The organism is Salarchaeum sp. JOR-1 (assembly GCF_007833275.1).
Classification (GTDB): domain Archaea; phylum Halobacteriota; class Halobacteria; order Halobacteriales; family Halobacteriaceae; genus Salarchaeum.
On the sequence record NZ_CP042241.1, the window covers coordinates 807,058 to 822,972 of the forward strand.

The following is a 15,915-nucleotide window of genomic DNA, read 5'->3' on the forward strand; positions in this document are numbered from 1 at the left end:
ACATCCCACAAGCCATATGCCTCCGGCCGTAGAACCGTCAGGTGATGCCAACCGTCGAATACCTCAATTACGAAGTGCTGGACGACCACGGCTGGGATATCGAGGACGACGACCTCTTCGAGAAGGCCGCCGACGCAGACCTCGACGCCGAGGACTACGGCGACCTCGACGTTCCGCAGGGCGGCTACATCCTCGAAACCGCCGAGGCCCAGGGCTACGACTGGCCGTTCTCGTGCCGCGCCGGCGCGTGTGCGAACTGCGCGGCTATCGTTAAGGAGGGCGAGATCAACATGGACATGCAGCAGATCCTCTCCGACGAGGAAGTCGAGGAGAAGAACGTCCGCCTCACCTGCATCGGTTCCCCGGAGACCGAGGAAGTCCGCATCGTCTACAACGCGAAGCACCTCGACTACCTCCAGAACCGCGTCATCTAACGCGATAGCGTTACGGTTCGCGGAACCGAGGTTCCGCACCAATCTAACGCGGCGTCCAACTTTTCCGTTCTTTCACTGTTCGTAGCCGGGGGCTCGGCGGGCGCGGGAAGTAACGCCTAACACGCCGGCCCCCGCTGATTGGGGTAGTGTACGCGACGTTCCCCGACCTCCTTCGACTCCTGTTCGTGCCGGCGCTGGCGTGGGCGGCCTACCACGACCTGCGCGTGCGGCGCGTGCCGAACGAACTCTGGTATCCGTTCGCGGCGCTCGGCCTCGCCCTGCTGGCGTGGGAGTACGTGCTCGTCGAGCGAACCAGTCTCTTCCTCGTGCGGGCCGCAGTGAGCCTGCTGGTGATTCCGCTCGCCTACCTGTTCTGGTTCGTCGGCGGGTTCGGCGGCGCGGACTTCAAGGCGTTCTGCGTCGTCGCCCTGCTCTACCCGACGTATCCGAGTTACTACCTCGCCGACCTCGCGCTCCCGCTCGTCCGCACCCAGCTGGGCGTGTTCTCGGTGACGGTGGTGACGAACGCGATGCTCGCGAGTCTGGGGTATCCGCTCGCGCTCGGATTGCGGAACGCGCTCGCGGGCGTGGTTTCGAAACTGATGTTCGTCGGGCGGCCCGTCGCCGTCCGCCAGTTGGCGGCGGCGCACGGCAGCCTCCTCGAAACCCCCGAGGGGTTCTCGCGGGGCGGCCTCGACCTGGACGCGCTCCGGATGTACCTGCGGTGGCGGGGCGTCACGCTCGGCCGACTACTCGCACAGCCCGAGCGCTACCGCGACCCCGCGACCGTCCCCGCGGAGACGAACGACCCCGGGGACGGCTCCGTGACGACGGAGCCGATTCCCGACCCCGCGTCCGAGCCCGCTCCGCGCGAGGACGCGGACGAGTACGACGATCCGTGGGGGGCGGCGCGCTTCCTCGACGACATCGACTCCACGGCGTACGGGACCACGCCTCGAAAACTCCGCGAGGGACTCGACGTCATCACGAGCCAGGAGCGCGTCTGGATAACGCCGGGCGTTCCGTTCATCGTCCCGCTGTTCGTCGGCCTCCTCCTGGCGCTCACGGCCGGCGACCTCCTGTTCGCGCTGATGCGACTCATCGGCCTCGTATAATCTACCCAACTTATATCTGTTCGGCATCCGACCCTCGATATATGTCCCTCAAGAGGCAGCGTCCACTCGAAGGCGCCCCCGATCTGTACGACGGTGCCGCGGGACTCGTGGCGCTCTTCGTACTCGCGTGGGCGGTTCTGCTCGCGTTCCAGCCCATCCTCGGCTTCCTACTCGCTAGCGCGTTTCTCTCGGTGTACACCGTCACGCGTACCGGGGATCGCGAGCACGCGGTGGTCGCCGCCGGCTGCTGGTCGTTGGTGTTCGCCGGCTTGTTCGCTTCGGGGTTTCTCGGCGTGTTTCTCGGAGGCATCCTCGCCGTCGTCTGCTACGTCGGCTGGCGGGTCGTGACGGGACGAACCGGCTGACAGAAAGACTATCCGTCCCAGCGCCGTCGATTCGGGTATGTCAGCAGAGTTCGGCGTGGATCTCGACTTCGGGGACGACGGCCTCGTTCCCGCGGTCGCGCAGGACGCCGACACGGGCGACGTGTTGATGCTCGCGTACGCGAACCGGGAGGCGCTCGCACAGTCCCGGGAGACGGGGCGCGCGCACTACTACAGTCGCTCCCGGGAGGAACTCTGGGAGAAGGGCGCGACGAGCGGTCACACCCAGGACATCCGGGAGATCCGCGTGGACTGCGACGGCGACGCCGTCCTCTACCTCGTCGACCAGGCGGGCGGCGCGTGCCACACGGGCTACGAATCGTGCTTCCACCGAACGCTCGACGGCGACACCGTCGGCGAACGGGTGTTCGACCCGGATGCCGTCTACGAGTAGCGTCCTCGCGGAGCTGGACGCCGCTGAGACCGCGCGCGAGGACGCGGCGGCGGCCGTCGAGGAGGTCGGCGAGGACACCATCGACCGCGTCGTGGAGAAACTGGAGCGCGCGGAACGCCTCCTCGACCAGTACGAGGAAACCGCGACCGGGACGGGCGACTTCCAGTCGTTCGTCGCGTTCCAGGGCGAGGTGGACGACCTGCTCGACGACATCCCCGAGGACTTCCCCGCTCGGGGCGCGTTCGAGGCGTACGACGAGCGTCTGGACAAACGGCGGGTCTCCGAGTCCGACTTCGAGAACGCCCGCGACGCGCTCGCGCCGGCCCGCGAGTACCGCGACCTCCTCGAAACGCGGGCGGACGCGCGGGAGCGCTACCGGGAGGCCGTTCGCGCGGTCCGCGACCGCCTCGACACCGTCGAGGAGCGCCTCGCGGACCTCGAACGCCTCCACGAACTCGGGAACGCCGACCTCGACGCCCCGACCGAGGAACTCCGCGACCCCATCGAGTCCTACAACGACGCCGTCCGCGACGACTTCGCCGACTTCCGCGGGTCGGCGAGCGCGCGCGAGTTCCTCGACTTCGCGGAGACCGCCGCCGGCTACCCCCTCGTGGGTATCCCGCATCCCCCGAGCGACCTCGACGCGTACGTCCGCGAGGCCGAGGCGGGCGAGAAACCCCTCTCCGAACTCCTGGAGTTCGCGGACTACTCGGTGTCGAAACTCGACCACTACGTCGAGCAACCCCAGCGGTTGAAGCGCGCAGTCGGCGGGAACACCACCTACCTCGACCGCGTCGACGCCGCTCCGCTGACGGTGGAGTGGCCGCCGCTGCCGGCGGACGAACTGCGGTATCGAGCGCGCGAACTGGTGGCTGTGGTCGCGCGGTTCGCGGACGACGAGACGGTCGCGCTCGCCCGCGAGGTGCGGAACGTCGCGCTCCGCGGGGACTACGACCGCCTCCGCACTGCCGCCGTCGCGGAGGCGGAACTCACCGCCGAGGAGCAGGCGGAACTCGAGTCCGGACGGGTCGCAGACGACCTCGAACAGCTGCGCGAGGAACGCGAGAAACTGGAAGCGGCGCTCGCTTAGGGTTCGATGGCGTCCGCGAAGTCTTCCGCGAGGTCGCGGGCGTGGTCGGCGCTCGTCGCTTCGGCGTACACGCGAACGACGGGTTCGGTGCCGCTCGGGCGCGCGAGCACCCACGCGTCGCCGTAGTCGAGGCGGTAGCCGTCCACGGTGGTGAGGTCGGCGTCCGCCTCGCGGGCGTACTCTTCGGCCGCGCCGAGGATGCGTTCGCGTTCCGCCTCGGTGTCGTAGGGGACGTTCACGCGGACGTTCCAGTAGTCCGCGTACGGTTCGACGACCTCGCTCGCGGGCTTTTCCGCGAGGAGTTCGAGGAACCGCGCGCCGGTGTACGCGCCGTCCCGCGTGAGGCGGTAGTTCGGGAAGATGATGCCGCCGTTCCCCTCGCCGGCGACGGGTACGGTCTCGCCCTCGGCGTGGAGCTGGCGGATGCGGGTCATGATGCGTGTGCTCCCGACCGGCGTGAGGTCGAGGGTCGCGCCCGCGTCCTCGCACACGTCGACGAGGCGCTGGCTGACGTTCACCGCGGAGACGGCGGTGTCGCCTTCATCGAGTTCTGCGGCGGCGAGACTCGCGAGCGCGGCGTCACCCTCGACGTAGGCTCCCGTTTCGTCGAAGAAGATTGCGCGGTCGGCGTCGCCGTCGTGCGCGATGCCCACGTCGGCGTCCGCGGCCTCCACGAGCCGTCCGAGGTCGGCGAGGTTCTCCTCGACCGGCTCGGGGTCGCGGCCGGGGAACCGGCCGTCCGGCTGGCTGTTCACGGTGACGACCTCGCAGCCGAGTTCGCGGTAGAAGTCGGGGCTGGTGAGCGCGCCCGCGCCGTGTCCGGGGTCGAGCGCGACGGTGAGGTCCGCGTTCCGGATGCGCTCGCCGTCGACGGCGTCGAGGAGCTGGTCGGTGTACCGCCGCCGCGCGTCCTCGACGGCGCGGTCGTCGCCCGTCTCGTCCCACGCGACGGTCTCGTAGGCGTCCCCGAGGAAGACGTTCTCCACGCGTTCGAGTTCGTCCACGGAGAGTTCGATTCCGTCCCCGCCGATCAGTTTCACGCCGTTGTACTCGGGGGGGTTGTGCGACGCCGTAATCATCATCGCCGGCACGCCCTCCTCCTCGCAGTACACCTGGGTTCCCGGGGTCGGAACGACGCCGAGTCGGTCGACGTCCGCCCCGACGGCCTGCAGGCCCGCGGCCGCCGCGTTCGCGAGCATTCGGCCCGTCGCGCGCGTGTCCCGCGCGACGGCTACGCGGTTCGCCCCCCAGAGCGTCCCCGCCGCCTTCGCCACGTCGAGCACGAACCCCGGCGTGAGCTCCTCGTTCGCCACGCCCCGCGTCCCGCTCGACCCGAACACCTTCATACGCTTCCCTTAGTCCGGCCGTCCTAAGGCGTTCCGTTAGTGGTCGTGCGCGCCGTGTCCCCTGTCGTTCCCGGGCCGAGTGTCCACGAGGCTGATGTAGTACGCCTGGTCTTTGTAGTAGTACGCGCCCCGAATCGAGCCGCCGCAGAACTCGTAGAGCGCGTCCCCGAGTTCGTTCCCGGCTTCGAGTTCCACGCGAACTATCTGCCACTCGCCGGTCTCGGCCTGCGCGGCGAGCGCGAGCACGTTCTGGAGGTTCGGGTACGTCTCCACGAACGGCTCGTTCAGCGTACAGGTGATGTCCGTCTCGCTCGCGGTGGCGTCCGTGATGGGCATCGCGCGTAACCGCCATTCGGGAGACTGCGTGCTCAAGACGCCCGAACAGCCCGCGAGCGCGCCTAGCGTTCCGGTTCCGGTCGCAGCGAGGAACCCGCGTCGCTTCATACACGCATTTCTCGGCCGAGGCGGATAGCCGCAACGCTTTCACGCCGAAACACGATGACCCGGGTATGACGACTATCGACGAGAAACGCGTGTACGCCGAGAAGGAGGGCAGCGAGGTCGTGCTCGTCGCGACCGGGATGGGCGTCGCCTCGGTGTCGGTGTCCGCCGACCAGATCGGGCGCTTCGGTCTCGCGCACCGCTGCACCGCTCGCGATGTCGCGGCGCGATCCGGTGAGGGCGCGGTCGCCACCGACGACGCCGTCGTCGTCTCGCGCGACCAGGACGAGTTCGAGGAGATCGGGTTTCCCGACCCGATCGCCGTCGGCTACGGATCCGGGCTGTTCGCCGTCGATTCCTCCGGAACGCTCGCCGAGTACGCCGACGGCGACTGGGTCGAACGCGGATGCCTCTCGGACGCCCGCGCCATCGACGGCGACCTCGTCGCGGCCGCGGATGGCGTCCACCGCATCACTGCTGGCGGCGTCGAACACGCCGGTCTCGACGACGCCAACGACGTCGCCGCCGCCGACCCGTACGCCGCCACCGCGGAGGGCGTGTTCCGCCTCGGGAACGGCTGGCTGAACGAACTCTCGGGGGACGCGACCGCCGTGACCGCGGACGGCGAGCGCGCGCACGCCGTCGTGGACGGCGCGCTCTACGAACGCACCGCCGACGGCTGGCGGGAACGCCTCGCCGACACTGACGCCGCGCTCGTGGACGCGGCGCACGGCGACGGCGCGGTGTACGCCATCACCGCGGACGCGACCCTGCTCGTGGACGCCGGCGACGGCTGGCGCTCTCGAAACCTCGGGCTTCGTGACGTGGCGGGCATCGCCGTCCCCTAGCGGGCGTGCCGGTACGCCAGCACCGCGAGCAACACGACCAGCCCGCCCGCGAAGAACACGAGACCGGGTGCGAGCACGTCCGGACTCGCCGCCGCGGCCTCTGCGGTCGTCGTCGCGGTCCCCGTCACCGTGTCCGCCGTGCTCGCGACGGTTGTCGGCTCCGCTGTCTGCGTCGCGTGCGTCACTGCCTCCGTCGTCGTCTGCGTGTACGAGACCTGCGTCCCTGTCGCCTCCGCCGTGGTCTGCGTCATCGTCGTCACACCGTCGGTGGTCTGCGCCGTCGTCGCCGCGACCGCCCCGCCGTCCGTGGTCGTGGTGCTGGTTTCGGTGACGTTCCCCGCCGGCGCGCCGCCGAACGTGGGCGAGAGCGTGCCCTCCTCCGCGAACCGCTGGACGGCGACCGCGCCGACCGCGAGCGCGCCGACGCCGCCGACGAGTTCGCGGAGCACCGTGCGGACGGTGGACCGATTCTCGTCGTCGCCCGCGAACACGACGAGGCTCGTGTCCGTCGGCGCGTACACCTTCATCTCCCTGCCGCGCTCCGAGTACCACGTGTCCACGACCTCCACCAGTCCGGCGTCCCGGAGGTTGTCGAGGTGGTAGCGGACGTTCTGCACCGTCGTGTCCGTCACCTCGGCGAGGTCGGACGCCGTCCGCGGGTCGTCGTGGAGCGCCGTGTACGCGGCGCGCGCCGTCCCGGAGGAGAGCGCGGCGAACACGTCGTCCGCGGCGTCCTCCGAGATGTCGACCAGCCGCGGCTCGTCGGCGTCGGAGGACGCGGGCGACCGGAACGGGAACAGCCGACTCATCGACCGGGAGTGTGGGATGCGCCGACAAGTGCTTTCCGTGTGCCGCGGACCGAAACCGATACCCCCCGCCGGCCGCAGGATTCAGGTATGATAGTCAGCGGGTCGTCCTCGCAGGGGCTCGCCGCCGCGCTCGCCGCGGAACTCGGCGAGCAGCTCGCGGCCGTGGAGTACGAGCGGTTCCCGGACGGCGAACGCCTCGTGCGCGTCCCCCCGGTCGAGGGCCGAGCAATCGTCGTCTGCAGCACGACGGCGGACGAGGACTACGTCGAACTCCTCCAGTTACAGGACGCCGCGCGCGAAGCGGGCGCGGACGAACTCGTTACCGTCATTCCCTACATGGGGTACGCGCGGCAGGACGAGGCGTTCGAACCCGGTGAACCCGTGTCGGCGCGGGCGATGGCGCGCGCGGTCTCCACGGGAACCGACCGAGTGCTCACGGTGAACGTCCACGAAGCGGGCGTCTGCGACTTCTTCACGGTGCCGACGGAGAACGTGAACGCCGCGCCCCGGCTCGCGGCGGCGCTCCCGGACGACCTCCGCGACCCCGTGTTCGTCGCGCCGGACGCCGGCGCGATCCACCTCGCCCAATCGGTCCGGGACGCCTACGGCCCCGGCGACGCCGACTACTTCGAGAAGACCCGGCACTCCGGCACCGAGGTGGACGTGGAACCGAGCGACACCGACGTCTCCGGCCGTGACGTGGTCGTCGTGGACGACATCATCGCCACCGGCTCCACGATGAGCGAGGCCATCAGCGTCCTCGACGCCCCCGAACGCGTCTTCGTCACGTGCGTCCACCCGCTGCTCGCTGGGAACGCGCGAACCAAACTCGCGAACGCCGGCGCCGAGAAAATCTATGGGACTGACACCATCGAGCGCGCCGTCAGCGAGGTCAGCGCCGCCGAAGCGGTCGCCGCCGCCCTCTCCTAGACTTTCTGCACGCCGAGTATCATCCGCACGCCCTCCACGTCCTCGTACTCCTCCACGACCGCGTTCGCGGTGTCCCCGCTGACTTCGGCGAGTTCGCGCGCCCGCACCTCGTCCTTGATGAGGTCTTCGCGCTCGTGGATCAGTCGGGCGACTCGGTCGTCGAACACCTGCACGTCGAGGCGAATCTGCGCGTCCATGTCGAGGTCGAGGTCTTTCCGGAGTTCCTGGGCGCGCCGGATGACCTCTCTCGCATAGCCCTCGCTCTCCACGTCGTCGTCGAGCGTGGTGTCGAGGTAGACGGTGCCGCCGTCGAAGTCCGTCGCCGCCACGTCGTCCGGCGTCTCCTCCACGAACTCCACCATCTCGGGCGTGAGTTCGACCTCGCGGCCGAGCGCGTCACTCACGACGGCTTCGAGGTCGTCGAGGTCGTCGCTCGCGACCCGGGCGTCGTTCAGCGCGTCCATCACGTCGCCGGCGTCCCCGCCGAACGCCGGGCCGAGCACGCTCATGTCGGCGCGCGCCGAGTACTCGACGTTCCCGTAGTTCTTCTCGGGGCCGACGACCGTTATCGTTCTCGCGTTCAGGCGGTCCGCGAGCAGGCCGCGGTGGCTGTCCACCGCGTCCGCGACCGCTTCCGAGTCGGCGTCGATGGTGACCTCCGCGACCGGCCACCGGAGCTTTCGGCCGGCCTGCTGGCGGGCGTTCCCGCCGGCCTCCTCGATGTCCCGCAGGACCGCCACGTCGTCCTCCAGTGCGGGCTGGCGGTATCGCTCCGTCTCCGTCGGCCAGTCGCACATGTGGACGGTCGGATGGCCGTCGTCGCCCGTGAGGTGTCCGTAGATCTCCTCGCTGACGAACGGCGCGTACGGCGCGAGCAACTGCACGACCTCCAGAAGCACCTTGTAGAGCGTCGCGTACGCCGCGGTCTTCGCCTCGGTCTGTTCTTCCTCCCAGACGCGGTCGCGGACGAGCTGGACGTAGTACCGCGAGACGTCCTCGACGACGAACGTGAGGAGTTCGTCGAGCGCGCGGTGCTGCTCGAAGGCCTCCCAGTAGTCGCTCATCTCGTGTTTGACTTCCTGGAGGCGGGAGAGCAGCCACTCGTCCTCCACGAGCAGGGCGTCGTCGTCCACGGCGAGTTCGACGCCGCTTCCGCCCGCGGATTCGGGGACGGCGGGATCGAACCCGTCCATCCGCATGTAGGGGAGGGGGAAGCGGAAGACGTTCCAGAGGATGTTGAGGTCGCGCGCCATGTTCTCCATCTCGTCCCACGAGAACCGCATGTCATCGCCCTGCGGCGTGACGGAGAGGAGGAACATCCGCATCGCGTCAGCGCCGTAGCGCTCGATGGCTTCGCCGGGCTGCACGACGTTCCCAACCGATTTGCTCATCTTCCGGCCGTTCTCGTCGTTCGCGAACCCGTGCATGAGGACTTCGTCGTAGGGGACTTCGTCCATCGCGGCCGTCCCCATCCCGAGCTGGCTCCAGAACCAGCCGCGGGTCTGGTCGTGCGCCTCCATGATGAGGTCGGCGGGCCAGAGCTCCTCGAAGCCCTCCTCCTCGCTCGGGTAGTTCACGGTTCCCCACGACGCCACCGAGCTGTCGAGCCACACGTCGAACACGTCCGGGACGCGCTCGTACGTCACGCCCTCTTCGGTGATGGTGACGTCGTCCACGGTGGGCTTGTGGATGTCCATCTCGTCGGGGTCGAGGTCCTGGTCTGCGAGCTCCGCGAGTTCGTCCCGACTGCCGACGACGATGCGGTCTTCCGGGTTCTCGCCCTTCGTCCCCTCGGCGACCCAGATGGGGACGGGAATCCCCCAGTAGCGCTGGCGGGAGACGTTCCAGTCCGGCGCGCTCTCGATGAAGTCCCGGAAGCGGTTGTCGCGCGCCCACTGCGGGTGCCACTCTGAGTCCTCCATGTTGTCGAGGAGGTCGTCCTTCACGTCGGTGATGGTGATGAACCACTGGTCGGTCGCGAGCTGGAGGATGGGCGTGTCGCACCGCCAGCAGTGGCCGTACGAGTGCGTCACCGTCCCGGACGCGAGCAGGAGCCCCTTCCGGGAGAGGTCTTTCGTGATTTCCTCGTCGGCGTCCTTCACGAACTGGCCCTCGTACTTCCCGCCCTGCTCGGTGTAGGTGCCGTCCTCGGCGACCGGGCAGAAGACCGGGAGGCCGAGTTCCTCGCCGCGCTCGAAGTCCACCTCACCGTGGCCGGGCGCGGAGTGCACGAGACCGGTGTCTTCGGCCTCGACGTAGTCGGCGTGGTAGACCCGACCAGTCCCCTCGGTGTCGGGGGTGTCGGGGACTTCCTCGCGGAGCGGGTGGTCGTACTCCCAGCCGAGCATGTGGCTGCCGGGGAAGGAGTCGAGGACTTCGTAGTCGTCGTAGCGTCCCTTCGAGAGGACGTTCTCCACGCAGTCCTCCGCGACGTAGAGGACGTCGCGCTCGCCGTCCTTCTCCGCGGCGACCTTCTGGTACGTGAGGTCTTCGTGCACGGCGACGAACTCGTTCGCGGGAATCGTCCACGGCGTCGTCGTGTAGATGACGAGACTCCCCGCCTCGTCGCTGCCCGCGGCGTCGCCGCTCGCGCGTTCCCCGGCCTCGCTTCCCTCGCCCTCGCTGAGTGGGAACTTCACGTAGACGGTCGGATCCTCGACGTCCTCGTACTCGACTTCGTTGTTCGCGATGGCGGTCTCGCAGCGCGGACACTGGCTGATGGAGCGCTTTCCCTGCTCGACGAGATCGCGTTCGGCGGCGCGGGAGAACCCCCACCACGCGGCCTCCATGTACGTCGGGTCGATGGTCTTGTAGGGGTTCTCCCAGTCCATCCACACGCCGAAGGACTTGAAGTCCTCCTGTAAGCCCTCCAGCTGGGACTCCGCGAACGTCTTGCACTCCTCGATGAACTTCTCGATGCCGTACTCCTCGATGTCCTTCTTGTTCTCGAACCCCAGTTTTTCCTCGACTTTCGTCTCGATGGGGAGGCCGTGCATGTCGTAGCCCGGGCGGTCCGTCACGTCGTACCCGAGCATCCGGTGGTAGCGGATGTAGGCGTCCTTGAGGGTCTTGTTCCACGTCGTTCCGAGGTGGGCGGCGCCGCTCGTGTACGGCGGGCCGTCCACGAAGAAGAAGTCCTCGCCGTCCGCTCGATGCTGTTTCGTCCGTTCGTATGCGTCGACCTCGTCCCAGTACTCGAAGACGCGCTCTCGCACGTCCTCGGGGTCGTACTGGTCGGGGACCGAAGCGAAGCGTTCCATACGCGTGTCTGTCACGCGCCCCGCTAAAAGGGTGTTCGGTCCTGCAGTCTACGCCCCTCGTGCGGCCAGTCGCTTCCGGGCTTCCGACCCGAACAGGAACACGCCGGCGTACAGTGCGGCGGACCCGACGAACGCCAGCCAGAGCGCGAGCATCGTCTGCCCGCCGCTGTACGTCGAAACGGCGGTGAGGTCGATTATCGCGCCCGCAATCGAGAAGACGAGCGCGCCGAGCGCGAACGCGAGCGGTTCCGCGAGTTCGATGAGGAGTTCGAGCATACCACCCCTCCGCCGTCGACACTCAAGGCTCTTTTCGAACACCTTGACCTAGTATGGATATTATTTCATTAACACTCACTAGCGACTTCACCGTATCTCCCTCTAATTGGACGAATATATGGGGAAGTCGTATATACGTGATAGAAAGTACACCTAAGCGTGAGAAAAGTGATTGAAATAGACGCGAAACGCGGCGCTGGAACGCTAGTCGGCGATCACTCTCCGCGACCCGTCGTCCGGTCGGTCGTCGACGACGAGGGGCGCGCGCTCACCCTCCGCACGTATCCGCGGCTCCCCGAACGCGAACTCGACGCCCTCGTCGGGATGTACGACGACTTCGACCCCGCCGACCGCGCGCAGGGCATTCCGCCGGCCGGCGTCCCGCAGATAGCGGCGTGGCTCTCCGGCCTCCGCGACGGCTCCCACGTCGTCGCGAGCCACGACGGCGACCCCGTCGGGCACGCCGCGCTCGTCCCCGACCACGACGGCGCGTACGAACTCGCCATCTTCGTCCACCAGGCCTACCAGGGCGCGCACGTCGGCACCACGATCCTGCGCTCCCTGCTCGCGCGCGCCGACGAGGCTGGCCTCGCCGTTCGACTGCACGTCGAACGCGGCAACCGTCCCGCGGTCGCGCTCTACGAGAACCTCGGATTCGAGACCGTCGTCACGCGGCCCTGCGAGTACACGATGCGTCGTCCGCCCAACGACGGTGTCTGGATCGACACGTCCCTGTAGCCCTACTTTCATACTCCCGCCCGTCCTCACGTCGCATATGGACGACTGCATCTTCTGTCAGATCGTCGACGGCGACGTTCCCGCGCGCGTCGTGTACGAGGACGAGGACGTGCTCGCGTTCCTCGACGCGAACCCCCTCGCGGCCGGGCACACGCTCGTCATCCCGAAATCCCACCACGAGACGCTCGACGAGGTGCCGCCCGAACCCGGGGCGTCGCTGTTCGCGGCCATCCACTCCCTCACGCCCCGCATCGAGGACGCCGTGGACGCCGACGGCTCGAACGTCGGGTTCAACAACGGCGCGGCCGCCGGCCAGGAGGTTCCGCACGTCCACGCACACATCGTTCCCCGCTTCGAGGGCGACGGCGGTAACCCCATCCACGCCGTCGCCGGCAGTCCGCCCGACCTCGACGACGACGACCTCGACGCCCTCGCGGACGACATCGCGGCTGCCGCCGGCGACCACACTCCGGACTAATTCCGCGTTGAATAGGGATATTTTAATCCGAAGAGAAGAGTAGGACTGTCGATGGACTCTCCCCGAACTGCGGCGTTCGTCGGCACCGTCGGCGGCGCGGGCACCACCCGCGCGTGCCTCGAAACCGGCGCACGCCTCGCCGCCGCCGACCGCGACACGCTCGTCCTCGACCTCGATTTCGACACGCAGGGTCTCGCCCGGCACGTCCGCGGCGACATCGACGGCGACACGACTGCGCTTCTCACTGATTCCGACATCGCGCTCGCGGACGCCCGTCACGACCGCGCGCTGGACGCGCCGGGCCGCCTCGCGCTCGCTCCCGCCCACGCGCCCTTCGGTCGCGTTGCGGCCGCGAAGACGGCGGACGCCGCACAGCGACTCGACACCGTCCTCGACGCGGCGCTCGCGGACTTCGACCACGTCCTCCTCGACACGCCGACGGTCGCCTCCAACCCCGCCGTCGCCGCGGTGACGGACGCCGACCGCGTCGCGCTCGTCTTCCCCGGGACGCCGCGCGGAACCGACGCCACCGCCCGAGAACGCGGCCGCCTCGCCGACGTTGGTGCGAGCGCCCACGCCCTCGTCGCCACCCGAACTACGCTGGAGGCCGCGCCGCCGGACGCCGACCGCGCGGTTCCCGACCTCGCGGGCGAACCGGTCGGCGTCGCCGCCACCCCCGGAACGAGCGCCGCACGGGCCGCTGGACTGCTCGCGGAGACGCTGTTCGACCTCGAACTCGACCACGAAGAACCCGCTGGTCGGTTTGACGCGCTCCGCCGCCGGCTACCGTAGGAACTCGCCGTCCACGACTGCCCGCGCCCCCGGGAGCGGGTCGTGGGCTTCGACGAACGCGCCGAGCGCGAACTCGTGTTCGCTCGCGCCCGTCAACGCGAGCGCGTCCGACCGCGTCAGTTCGCCGGCGAGCCAGTCCGCCACGATTTCGCGAGCGAGCGGCGAGAGCGGCGTGAGGCCGTCTACGCCGAGCAGGTGGAGGGTTTTTGCGCCCGCGACCGGTGCGACGCCGGCGGCGAGCGCGGCGGTCTCGACGCTCCCGCCGTCGTAGTACGTATCGAGCAGCAGCGCGGCCGTCGACGCGTCGCAAGGCAGACCGTCCGCGAACTCGCGGAGGCGCTCTGTGAGCGCGCGCTCCGTCCCGTCGACGGTCGTGGGCCCGCGCTCGCGCTGGGTGGCTGTCACCTCCAGTCCCGCCGCGATGTCCGACAGCGCCATACCTCCACTCACTACCGCTTTCCTACATAACGTTTACTCGGGAAAATACGACGGCGGCGGTGCGGTTCGCGGGAACGTCACGGTTACCGGGACGTTCATCGCGGCGTCTCGGGGGTCGAACCCCCGATTCCGCGCTCGTTTAAATACTCGTGTGGGGCCAAGCGTGGAGTGATGAGTCGAAGTTGCCCCGAATGCCAGGGTTCGCTCGCCACCGAACGTATCGAGACCGTCTGCACCGAGTGCGGGCTGGTCGTCGCCGACGACCCCCTCGACCGCGGGCCGGAGTGGCGGGCGTGCGACGCCGACGAACGCGAACGTACCGGCGCGCCGCTCACGCGCTCCCGTCACGACCGCGGGCTCTCCACCGAAATCGGCCGCAGCACGCGCGTGAAGGGACGCAAGCGCCGCCGGCTCGCGCGGATGCGCCGCCAGCACGACCGCGCCCGCATCGCGTCGAAGACTGACCGGAACAAGGTGTACGCGTTCACCGAGATCCGCCGCGTCGTCTCGCAGTTGTCGCTCCCGTACAGCGTCCGCGATCAGGCGTGCGCGCTGTTCTCGTCCGCCCAGGACGAATCCCTGTTGCGCGGGCGGAGTCTCGAGGGATTCGCGGCCGCGGCGGTCTACGCCGTCTGCCGCACGAACAGCGTCGCTCGAACGGTCGGGGAAGTCGTCGCTGTCGCGCGCGCCGACCGGAACGAACTCCGCGCCGCCTACGCCGCGATGAACCGCGATCTCGGTCTCCCCGTCGGCCCTATCGACCCCCGCGAGTACCTCCCGCGATTCGCCACCGAACTCGCCCTCCCACCCGCGATCGAACGCCGCGCCCGCGCCCTCCTCGACGACCTCACGGTTGGCGGGAAGAACCCGAGCGGGGTCGCCGCCGCCTGCCTCTACGCCGCCGCCCGCGACACCGACCACGCCGTCACGCAGGCCGACGCCGCCGCAGTCGCGGACGTGACGCCCGTCACCCTCCGCAGCACCTACCGCGCGCTCGACTGAACCCGCGCCGCGAGCCGGCGGAACGCCCCGCTCGCGTCCGAACCCGGATGCGACAGCGCCACGGGTACACCGCGCCCGCCCGCCGTCGCGACCGCACGCCGCTCCGGTATTCGAACCACCGGCCCGCCGAACGTCCGCTCGTACGCCCCCTTGGATCCATCGCCCTCCACCGTCTCTCTCCCGCTCGTCCGATTGAGTGCCACGGCGGCGAGGCCGGCGTCGAGCTCCCGCGCGAGCTCCCGCGTCCTGAGCGCGTCCGCGAGCGCCGGCGGCGCGGGCGTCGTCACGAGCACGCAGGCGTCCGCCGCTGCGAGCGGCGCGCCCACGGCCGCGTTCAACCCTGCCGGGCAGTCCACCACCACCGCGCCGTACTCGTCTTCGACCGCCGCGAGCGCGTCCGCGATGCGCCCGAGGTCGCAGGCCCGCGCGCCGCCGAGCGACCGCCCGCAGGGCAGAATCCGCACCGCGCCGTCCTCGCGCACCGCCTCCACGGCAGTCGCGCGGCTCGCGAGTACGTCGTGGAAATCGGGGCCGCGTGCGGTCGGCAGGTCGGCCATCGCGAGGTCGCCGTCCACCACCACTGCGTCGAGGAGCGCCGCGAGGTTGAACGCCGTCGTGGACTTCCCGACGCCGCCCTTCCCGCCGCAGACCGCGAGAATCACGCGTCCTCCCGAAGCCGGGCCGCGCGCTCCAGCGCCTCGCGCTCCCGGCCGGTCGGCCGCCCCTGTTGCTCCACGTCGTCCAGCCACGCCGTCACCGCCCTCGGTACCGCGGGCCCGAGCGCGTCACGCGGCGGCCGCGGGTCGGCGAGGTCTCGCACCGGGTCGAGCCGATCCGGCGAGGAGCGTTGCTCGATGGGTTCGACGCGGACGGGGTTCGGGTCGGGCGGTGCGGGCGTGGCGTACCCGACGCCGCGGCGCTCGCCGGGCGCGAGCACGGTCTCGTAGCCCGACGGACTCCACCCCCCGTCGGGAACGCCGTTCGTTCGTGGCGGCCACACCGGCCCGTCGAGCAGGTTCGTCACGCGGACGCCGCGCTCGCGCGCCGCGTCGTTCTCGACGAGCACCATGACGAGCGTCACGTCCCCCCGGGTGGTTCGGGCGTCGTACTCCATACCGTCCGCTGGCCCCGGGCTCGTACT

19 protein-coding genes are annotated in these 15,915 nt (G+C 69.5%); 11 read left to right on the forward strand and 8 right to left on the reverse strand.

What is annotated here, in order from left to right; all coding sequences use genetic code 11:
• Nucleotides 1-44 precede the first annotated feature (44 nt).
• The 5 genes from fer (at nucleotide 45) to FQU85_RS05230 (ending at nucleotide 3,416) form a co-directional block, all read left to right on the forward strand.
• Nucleotides 45-434, forward strand: coding sequence for a ferredoxin Fer (gene fer / locus FQU85_RS05210; protein WP_145845224.1), 390 nt, complete (start codon nucleotides 45-47; stop codon nucleotides 432-434).
• Nucleotides 435-580: 146 nt separating this feature from the next.
• Nucleotides 581-1,549, forward strand: coding sequence for an A24 family peptidase (locus FQU85_RS05215; RefSeq protein WP_145845226.1), 969 nt, complete (start codon nucleotides 581-583; stop codon nucleotides 1,547-1,549).
• A gap of 41 nt (nucleotides 1,550-1,590) precedes the next feature.
• Nucleotides 1,591-1,914, forward strand: a complete 324-nt coding sequence (locus FQU85_RS05220; protein ID WP_145845229.1) for a hypothetical protein — start codon at nucleotides 1,591-1,593, stop codon at nucleotides 1,912-1,914.
• Between the two features lie 37 nt (nucleotides 1,915-1,951).
• Nucleotides 1,952-2,326 carry a phosphoribosyl-AMP cyclohydrolase gene (hisI, locus tag FQU85_RS05225; RefSeq protein ID WP_145845232.1) on the forward strand — a complete coding sequence of 125 codons (375 nt, stop codon included), beginning with the start codon at nucleotides 1,952-1,954 and terminating at the stop codon, nucleotides 2,324-2,326.
• Nucleotides 2,310-3,416, forward strand: a complete 1,107-nt coding sequence (locus FQU85_RS05230) for a hypothetical protein (protein WP_145845234.1) — start codon at nucleotides 2,310-2,312, stop codon at nucleotides 3,414-3,416. Before hisI ends, FQU85_RS05230 begins: the two co-directional genes overlap by 17 nt.
• Here FQU85_RS05230 and glmM read toward each other — a convergent pair.
• Together glmM and FQU85_RS05240 are read right to left on the reverse strand one after the other, a co-directional pair.
• Nucleotides 3,413-4,762, reverse strand: coding sequence for a phosphoglucosamine mutase (glmM, locus tag FQU85_RS05235; RefSeq protein ID WP_145845236.1), 1,350 nt, complete (start codon nucleotides 4,760-4,762; stop codon nucleotides 3,413-3,415). The two genes, FQU85_RS05230 and glmM, sit on opposite strands and share 4 nt — an antisense overlap.
• A gap of 36 nt (nucleotides 4,763-4,798) precedes the next feature.
• Complete coding sequence (locus FQU85_RS05240) at nucleotides 4,799-5,206, reverse strand: hypothetical protein (protein WP_145845238.1); 408 nt, start codon at nucleotides 5,204-5,206, stop codon at nucleotides 4,799-4,801.
• A gap of 65 nt (nucleotides 5,207-5,271) precedes the next feature.
• Here FQU85_RS05240 and FQU85_RS05245 point away from each other — a divergent pair, with 65 nt between their 5' ends.
• Nucleotides 5,272-6,051 carry a hypothetical protein gene (locus tag FQU85_RS05245; RefSeq protein WP_145845241.1) on the forward strand — a complete coding sequence of 260 codons (780 nt, stop codon included), beginning with the start codon at nucleotides 5,272-5,274 and terminating at the stop codon, nucleotides 6,049-6,051.
• Here FQU85_RS05245 and FQU85_RS05250 read toward each other — a convergent pair.
• Complete coding sequence (locus FQU85_RS05250; protein ID WP_145845243.1) at nucleotides 6,048-6,860, reverse strand: transcriptional regulator; 813 nt, start codon at nucleotides 6,858-6,860, stop codon at nucleotides 6,048-6,050. The genes FQU85_RS05245 and FQU85_RS05250 overlap by 4 nt on opposite strands.
• Before the next feature lie 87 nt (nucleotides 6,861-6,947).
• On the opposite strand from FQU85_RS05250, the gene FQU85_RS05255 reads away from it, so the two are divergent.
• A complete protein-coding gene (locus tag FQU85_RS05255; protein WP_145845245.1) occupies nucleotides 6,948-7,790 on the forward strand; it encodes a ribose-phosphate diphosphokinase in 843 nt (280 codons plus the stop codon).
• On the opposite strand, the gene ileS is transcribed toward FQU85_RS05255, so the two are convergent.
• Both ileS and FQU85_RS05265 read right to left on the reverse strand, forming a co-directional pair.
• Entirely contained in the window at nucleotides 7,787-11,050 is a 3,264-nt protein-coding gene (gene ileS / locus FQU85_RS05260) for an isoleucine--tRNA ligase (RefSeq protein WP_145845247.1), read from the reverse strand. The two genes, FQU85_RS05255 and ileS, sit on opposite strands and share 4 nt — an antisense overlap.
• Nucleotides 11,051-11,098: 48 nt before the next feature.
• Complete coding sequence (locus FQU85_RS05265) at nucleotides 11,099-11,326, reverse strand: hypothetical protein (RefSeq protein ID WP_145845249.1); 228 nt, start codon at nucleotides 11,324-11,326, stop codon at nucleotides 11,099-11,101.
• A gap of 159 nt (nucleotides 11,327-11,485) precedes the next feature.
• Between FQU85_RS05265 and FQU85_RS05270 the strand changes: the two genes are divergently transcribed.
• Genes FQU85_RS05270 through FQU85_RS05280 form a run of 3 tightly spaced genes read left to right on the forward strand, consistent with a single transcriptional unit; the run spans nucleotide 11,486 to nucleotide 13,334 of the window.
• Nucleotides 11,486-12,064: an N-acetyltransferase family protein gene (locus FQU85_RS05270; protein ID WP_370516767.1), complete on the forward strand. Its 579-nt coding sequence runs from the start codon at nucleotides 11,486-11,488 to the stop codon at nucleotides 12,062-12,064.
• 37 nt (nucleotides 12,065-12,101) lie between these two features.
• On the forward strand, nucleotides 12,102-12,542 hold the full coding sequence (locus tag FQU85_RS05275) for an HIT family protein (protein WP_145845251.1): 441 nt from the start codon (nucleotides 12,102-12,104) through the stop codon (nucleotides 12,540-12,542).
• A 51-nt stretch (nucleotides 12,543-12,593) separates the two neighbouring features.
• Nucleotides 12,594-13,334: a ParA family protein gene (locus FQU85_RS05280; RefSeq protein WP_145845255.1), complete on the forward strand. Its 741-nt coding sequence runs from the start codon at nucleotides 12,594-12,596 to the stop codon at nucleotides 13,332-13,334.
• On the opposite strand, the gene FQU85_RS05285 is transcribed toward FQU85_RS05280, so the two are convergent.
• The gene (locus FQU85_RS05285) at nucleotides 13,326-13,772 is read right to left on the reverse strand and encodes a hypothetical protein (protein WP_145845257.1); all 447 of its coding nucleotides are present in this window, start codon (nucleotides 13,770-13,772) and stop codon (nucleotides 13,326-13,328) included. The two genes, FQU85_RS05280 and FQU85_RS05285, sit on opposite strands and share 9 nt — an antisense overlap.
• 171 nt (nucleotides 13,773-13,943) lie before the next feature.
• Between FQU85_RS05285 and FQU85_RS05290 the strand changes: the two genes are divergently transcribed.
• Nucleotides 13,944-14,774, forward strand: coding sequence for a transcription initiation factor IIB family protein (locus tag FQU85_RS05290; RefSeq protein WP_145845259.1), 831 nt, complete (start codon nucleotides 13,944-13,946; stop codon nucleotides 14,772-14,774).
• Here FQU85_RS05290 and FQU85_RS05295 read toward each other — a convergent pair.
• Both FQU85_RS05295 and FQU85_RS05300 read right to left on the reverse strand, forming a co-directional pair.
• Nucleotides 14,756-15,436: a chromosome partitioning protein ParA gene (locus FQU85_RS05295; protein ID WP_145845262.1), complete on the reverse strand. Its 681-nt coding sequence runs from the start codon at nucleotides 15,434-15,436 to the stop codon at nucleotides 14,756-14,758. The genes FQU85_RS05290 and FQU85_RS05295 overlap by 19 nt on opposite strands.
• On the reverse strand, nucleotides 15,433-15,888 hold the full coding sequence (locus FQU85_RS05300) for a hypothetical protein (protein WP_145845265.1): 456 nt from the start codon (nucleotides 15,886-15,888) through the stop codon (nucleotides 15,433-15,435). Before FQU85_RS05300 ends, FQU85_RS05295 begins: the two co-directional genes overlap by 4 nt.
• Nucleotides 15,889-15,915 lie beyond the last annotated feature (27 nt).

What these genes read in the sequence shown, in the direction of transcription:
- fer (WP_145845224.1), top strand. Translation starts at nt 45, where the DNA reads ATGCCAACCGTCGAATACCTCAATTACGAAGTGCTGGACGACCACGGC.
- FQU85_RS05220 (WP_145845229.1), top strand. Translation starts at nt 1,591, where the DNA reads ATGTCCCTCAAGAGGCAGCGTCCACTCGAAGGCGCCCCCGATCTGTAC.
- hisI (WP_145845232.1), top strand. Translation starts at nt 1,952, where the DNA reads ATGTCAGCAGAGTTCGGCGTGGATCTCGACTTCGGGGACGACGGCCTC.
- FQU85_RS05230 (WP_145845234.1), top strand. Translation starts at nt 2,310, where the DNA reads ATGCCGTCTACGAGTAGCGTCCTCGCGGAGCTGGACGCCGCTGAGACC.
- glmM (WP_145845236.1), bottom strand. Translation starts at nt 4,762, where the DNA reads ATGAAGGTGTTCGGGTCGAGCGGGACGCGGGGCGTGGCGAACGAGGAG.
- FQU85_RS05240 (WP_145845238.1), bottom strand. Translation starts at nt 5,206, where the DNA reads ATGAAGCGACGCGGGTTCCTCGCTGCGACCGGAACCGGAACGCTAGGC.
- FQU85_RS05245 (WP_145845241.1), top strand. Translation starts at nt 5,272, where the DNA reads ATGACGACTATCGACGAGAAACGCGTGTACGCCGAGAAGGAGGGCAGC.
- FQU85_RS05250 (WP_145845243.1), bottom strand. Translation starts at nt 6,860, where the DNA reads ATGAGTCGGCTGTTCCCGTTCCGGTCGCCCGCGTCCTCCGACGCCGAC.
- FQU85_RS05255 (WP_145845245.1), top strand. Translation starts at nt 6,948, where the DNA reads ATGATAGTCAGCGGGTCGTCCTCGCAGGGGCTCGCCGCCGCGCTCGCC.
- ileS (WP_145845247.1), bottom strand. Translation starts at nt 11,050, where the DNA reads ATGGAACGCTTCGCTTCGGTCCCCGACCAGTACGACCCCGAGGACGTG.
- FQU85_RS05265 (WP_145845249.1), bottom strand. Translation starts at nt 11,326, where the DNA reads ATGCTCGAACTCCTCATCGAACTCGCGGAACCGCTCGCGTTCGCGCTC.
- FQU85_RS05275 (WP_145845251.1), top strand. Translation starts at nt 12,102, where the DNA reads ATGGACGACTGCATCTTCTGTCAGATCGTCGACGGCGACGTTCCCGCG.
- FQU85_RS05280 (WP_145845255.1), top strand. Translation starts at nt 12,594, where the DNA reads ATGGACTCTCCCCGAACTGCGGCGTTCGTCGGCACCGTCGGCGGCGCG.
- FQU85_RS05285 (WP_145845257.1), bottom strand. Translation starts at nt 13,772, where the DNA reads ATGGCGCTGTCGGACATCGCGGCGGGACTGGAGGTGACAGCCACCCAG.
- FQU85_RS05290 (WP_145845259.1), top strand. Translation starts at nt 13,944, where the DNA reads ATGAGTCGAAGTTGCCCCGAATGCCAGGGTTCGCTCGCCACCGAACGT.
- FQU85_RS05300 (WP_145845265.1), bottom strand. Translation starts at nt 15,888, where the DNA reads ATGGAGTACGACGCCCGAACCACCCGGGGGGACGTGACGCTCGTCATG.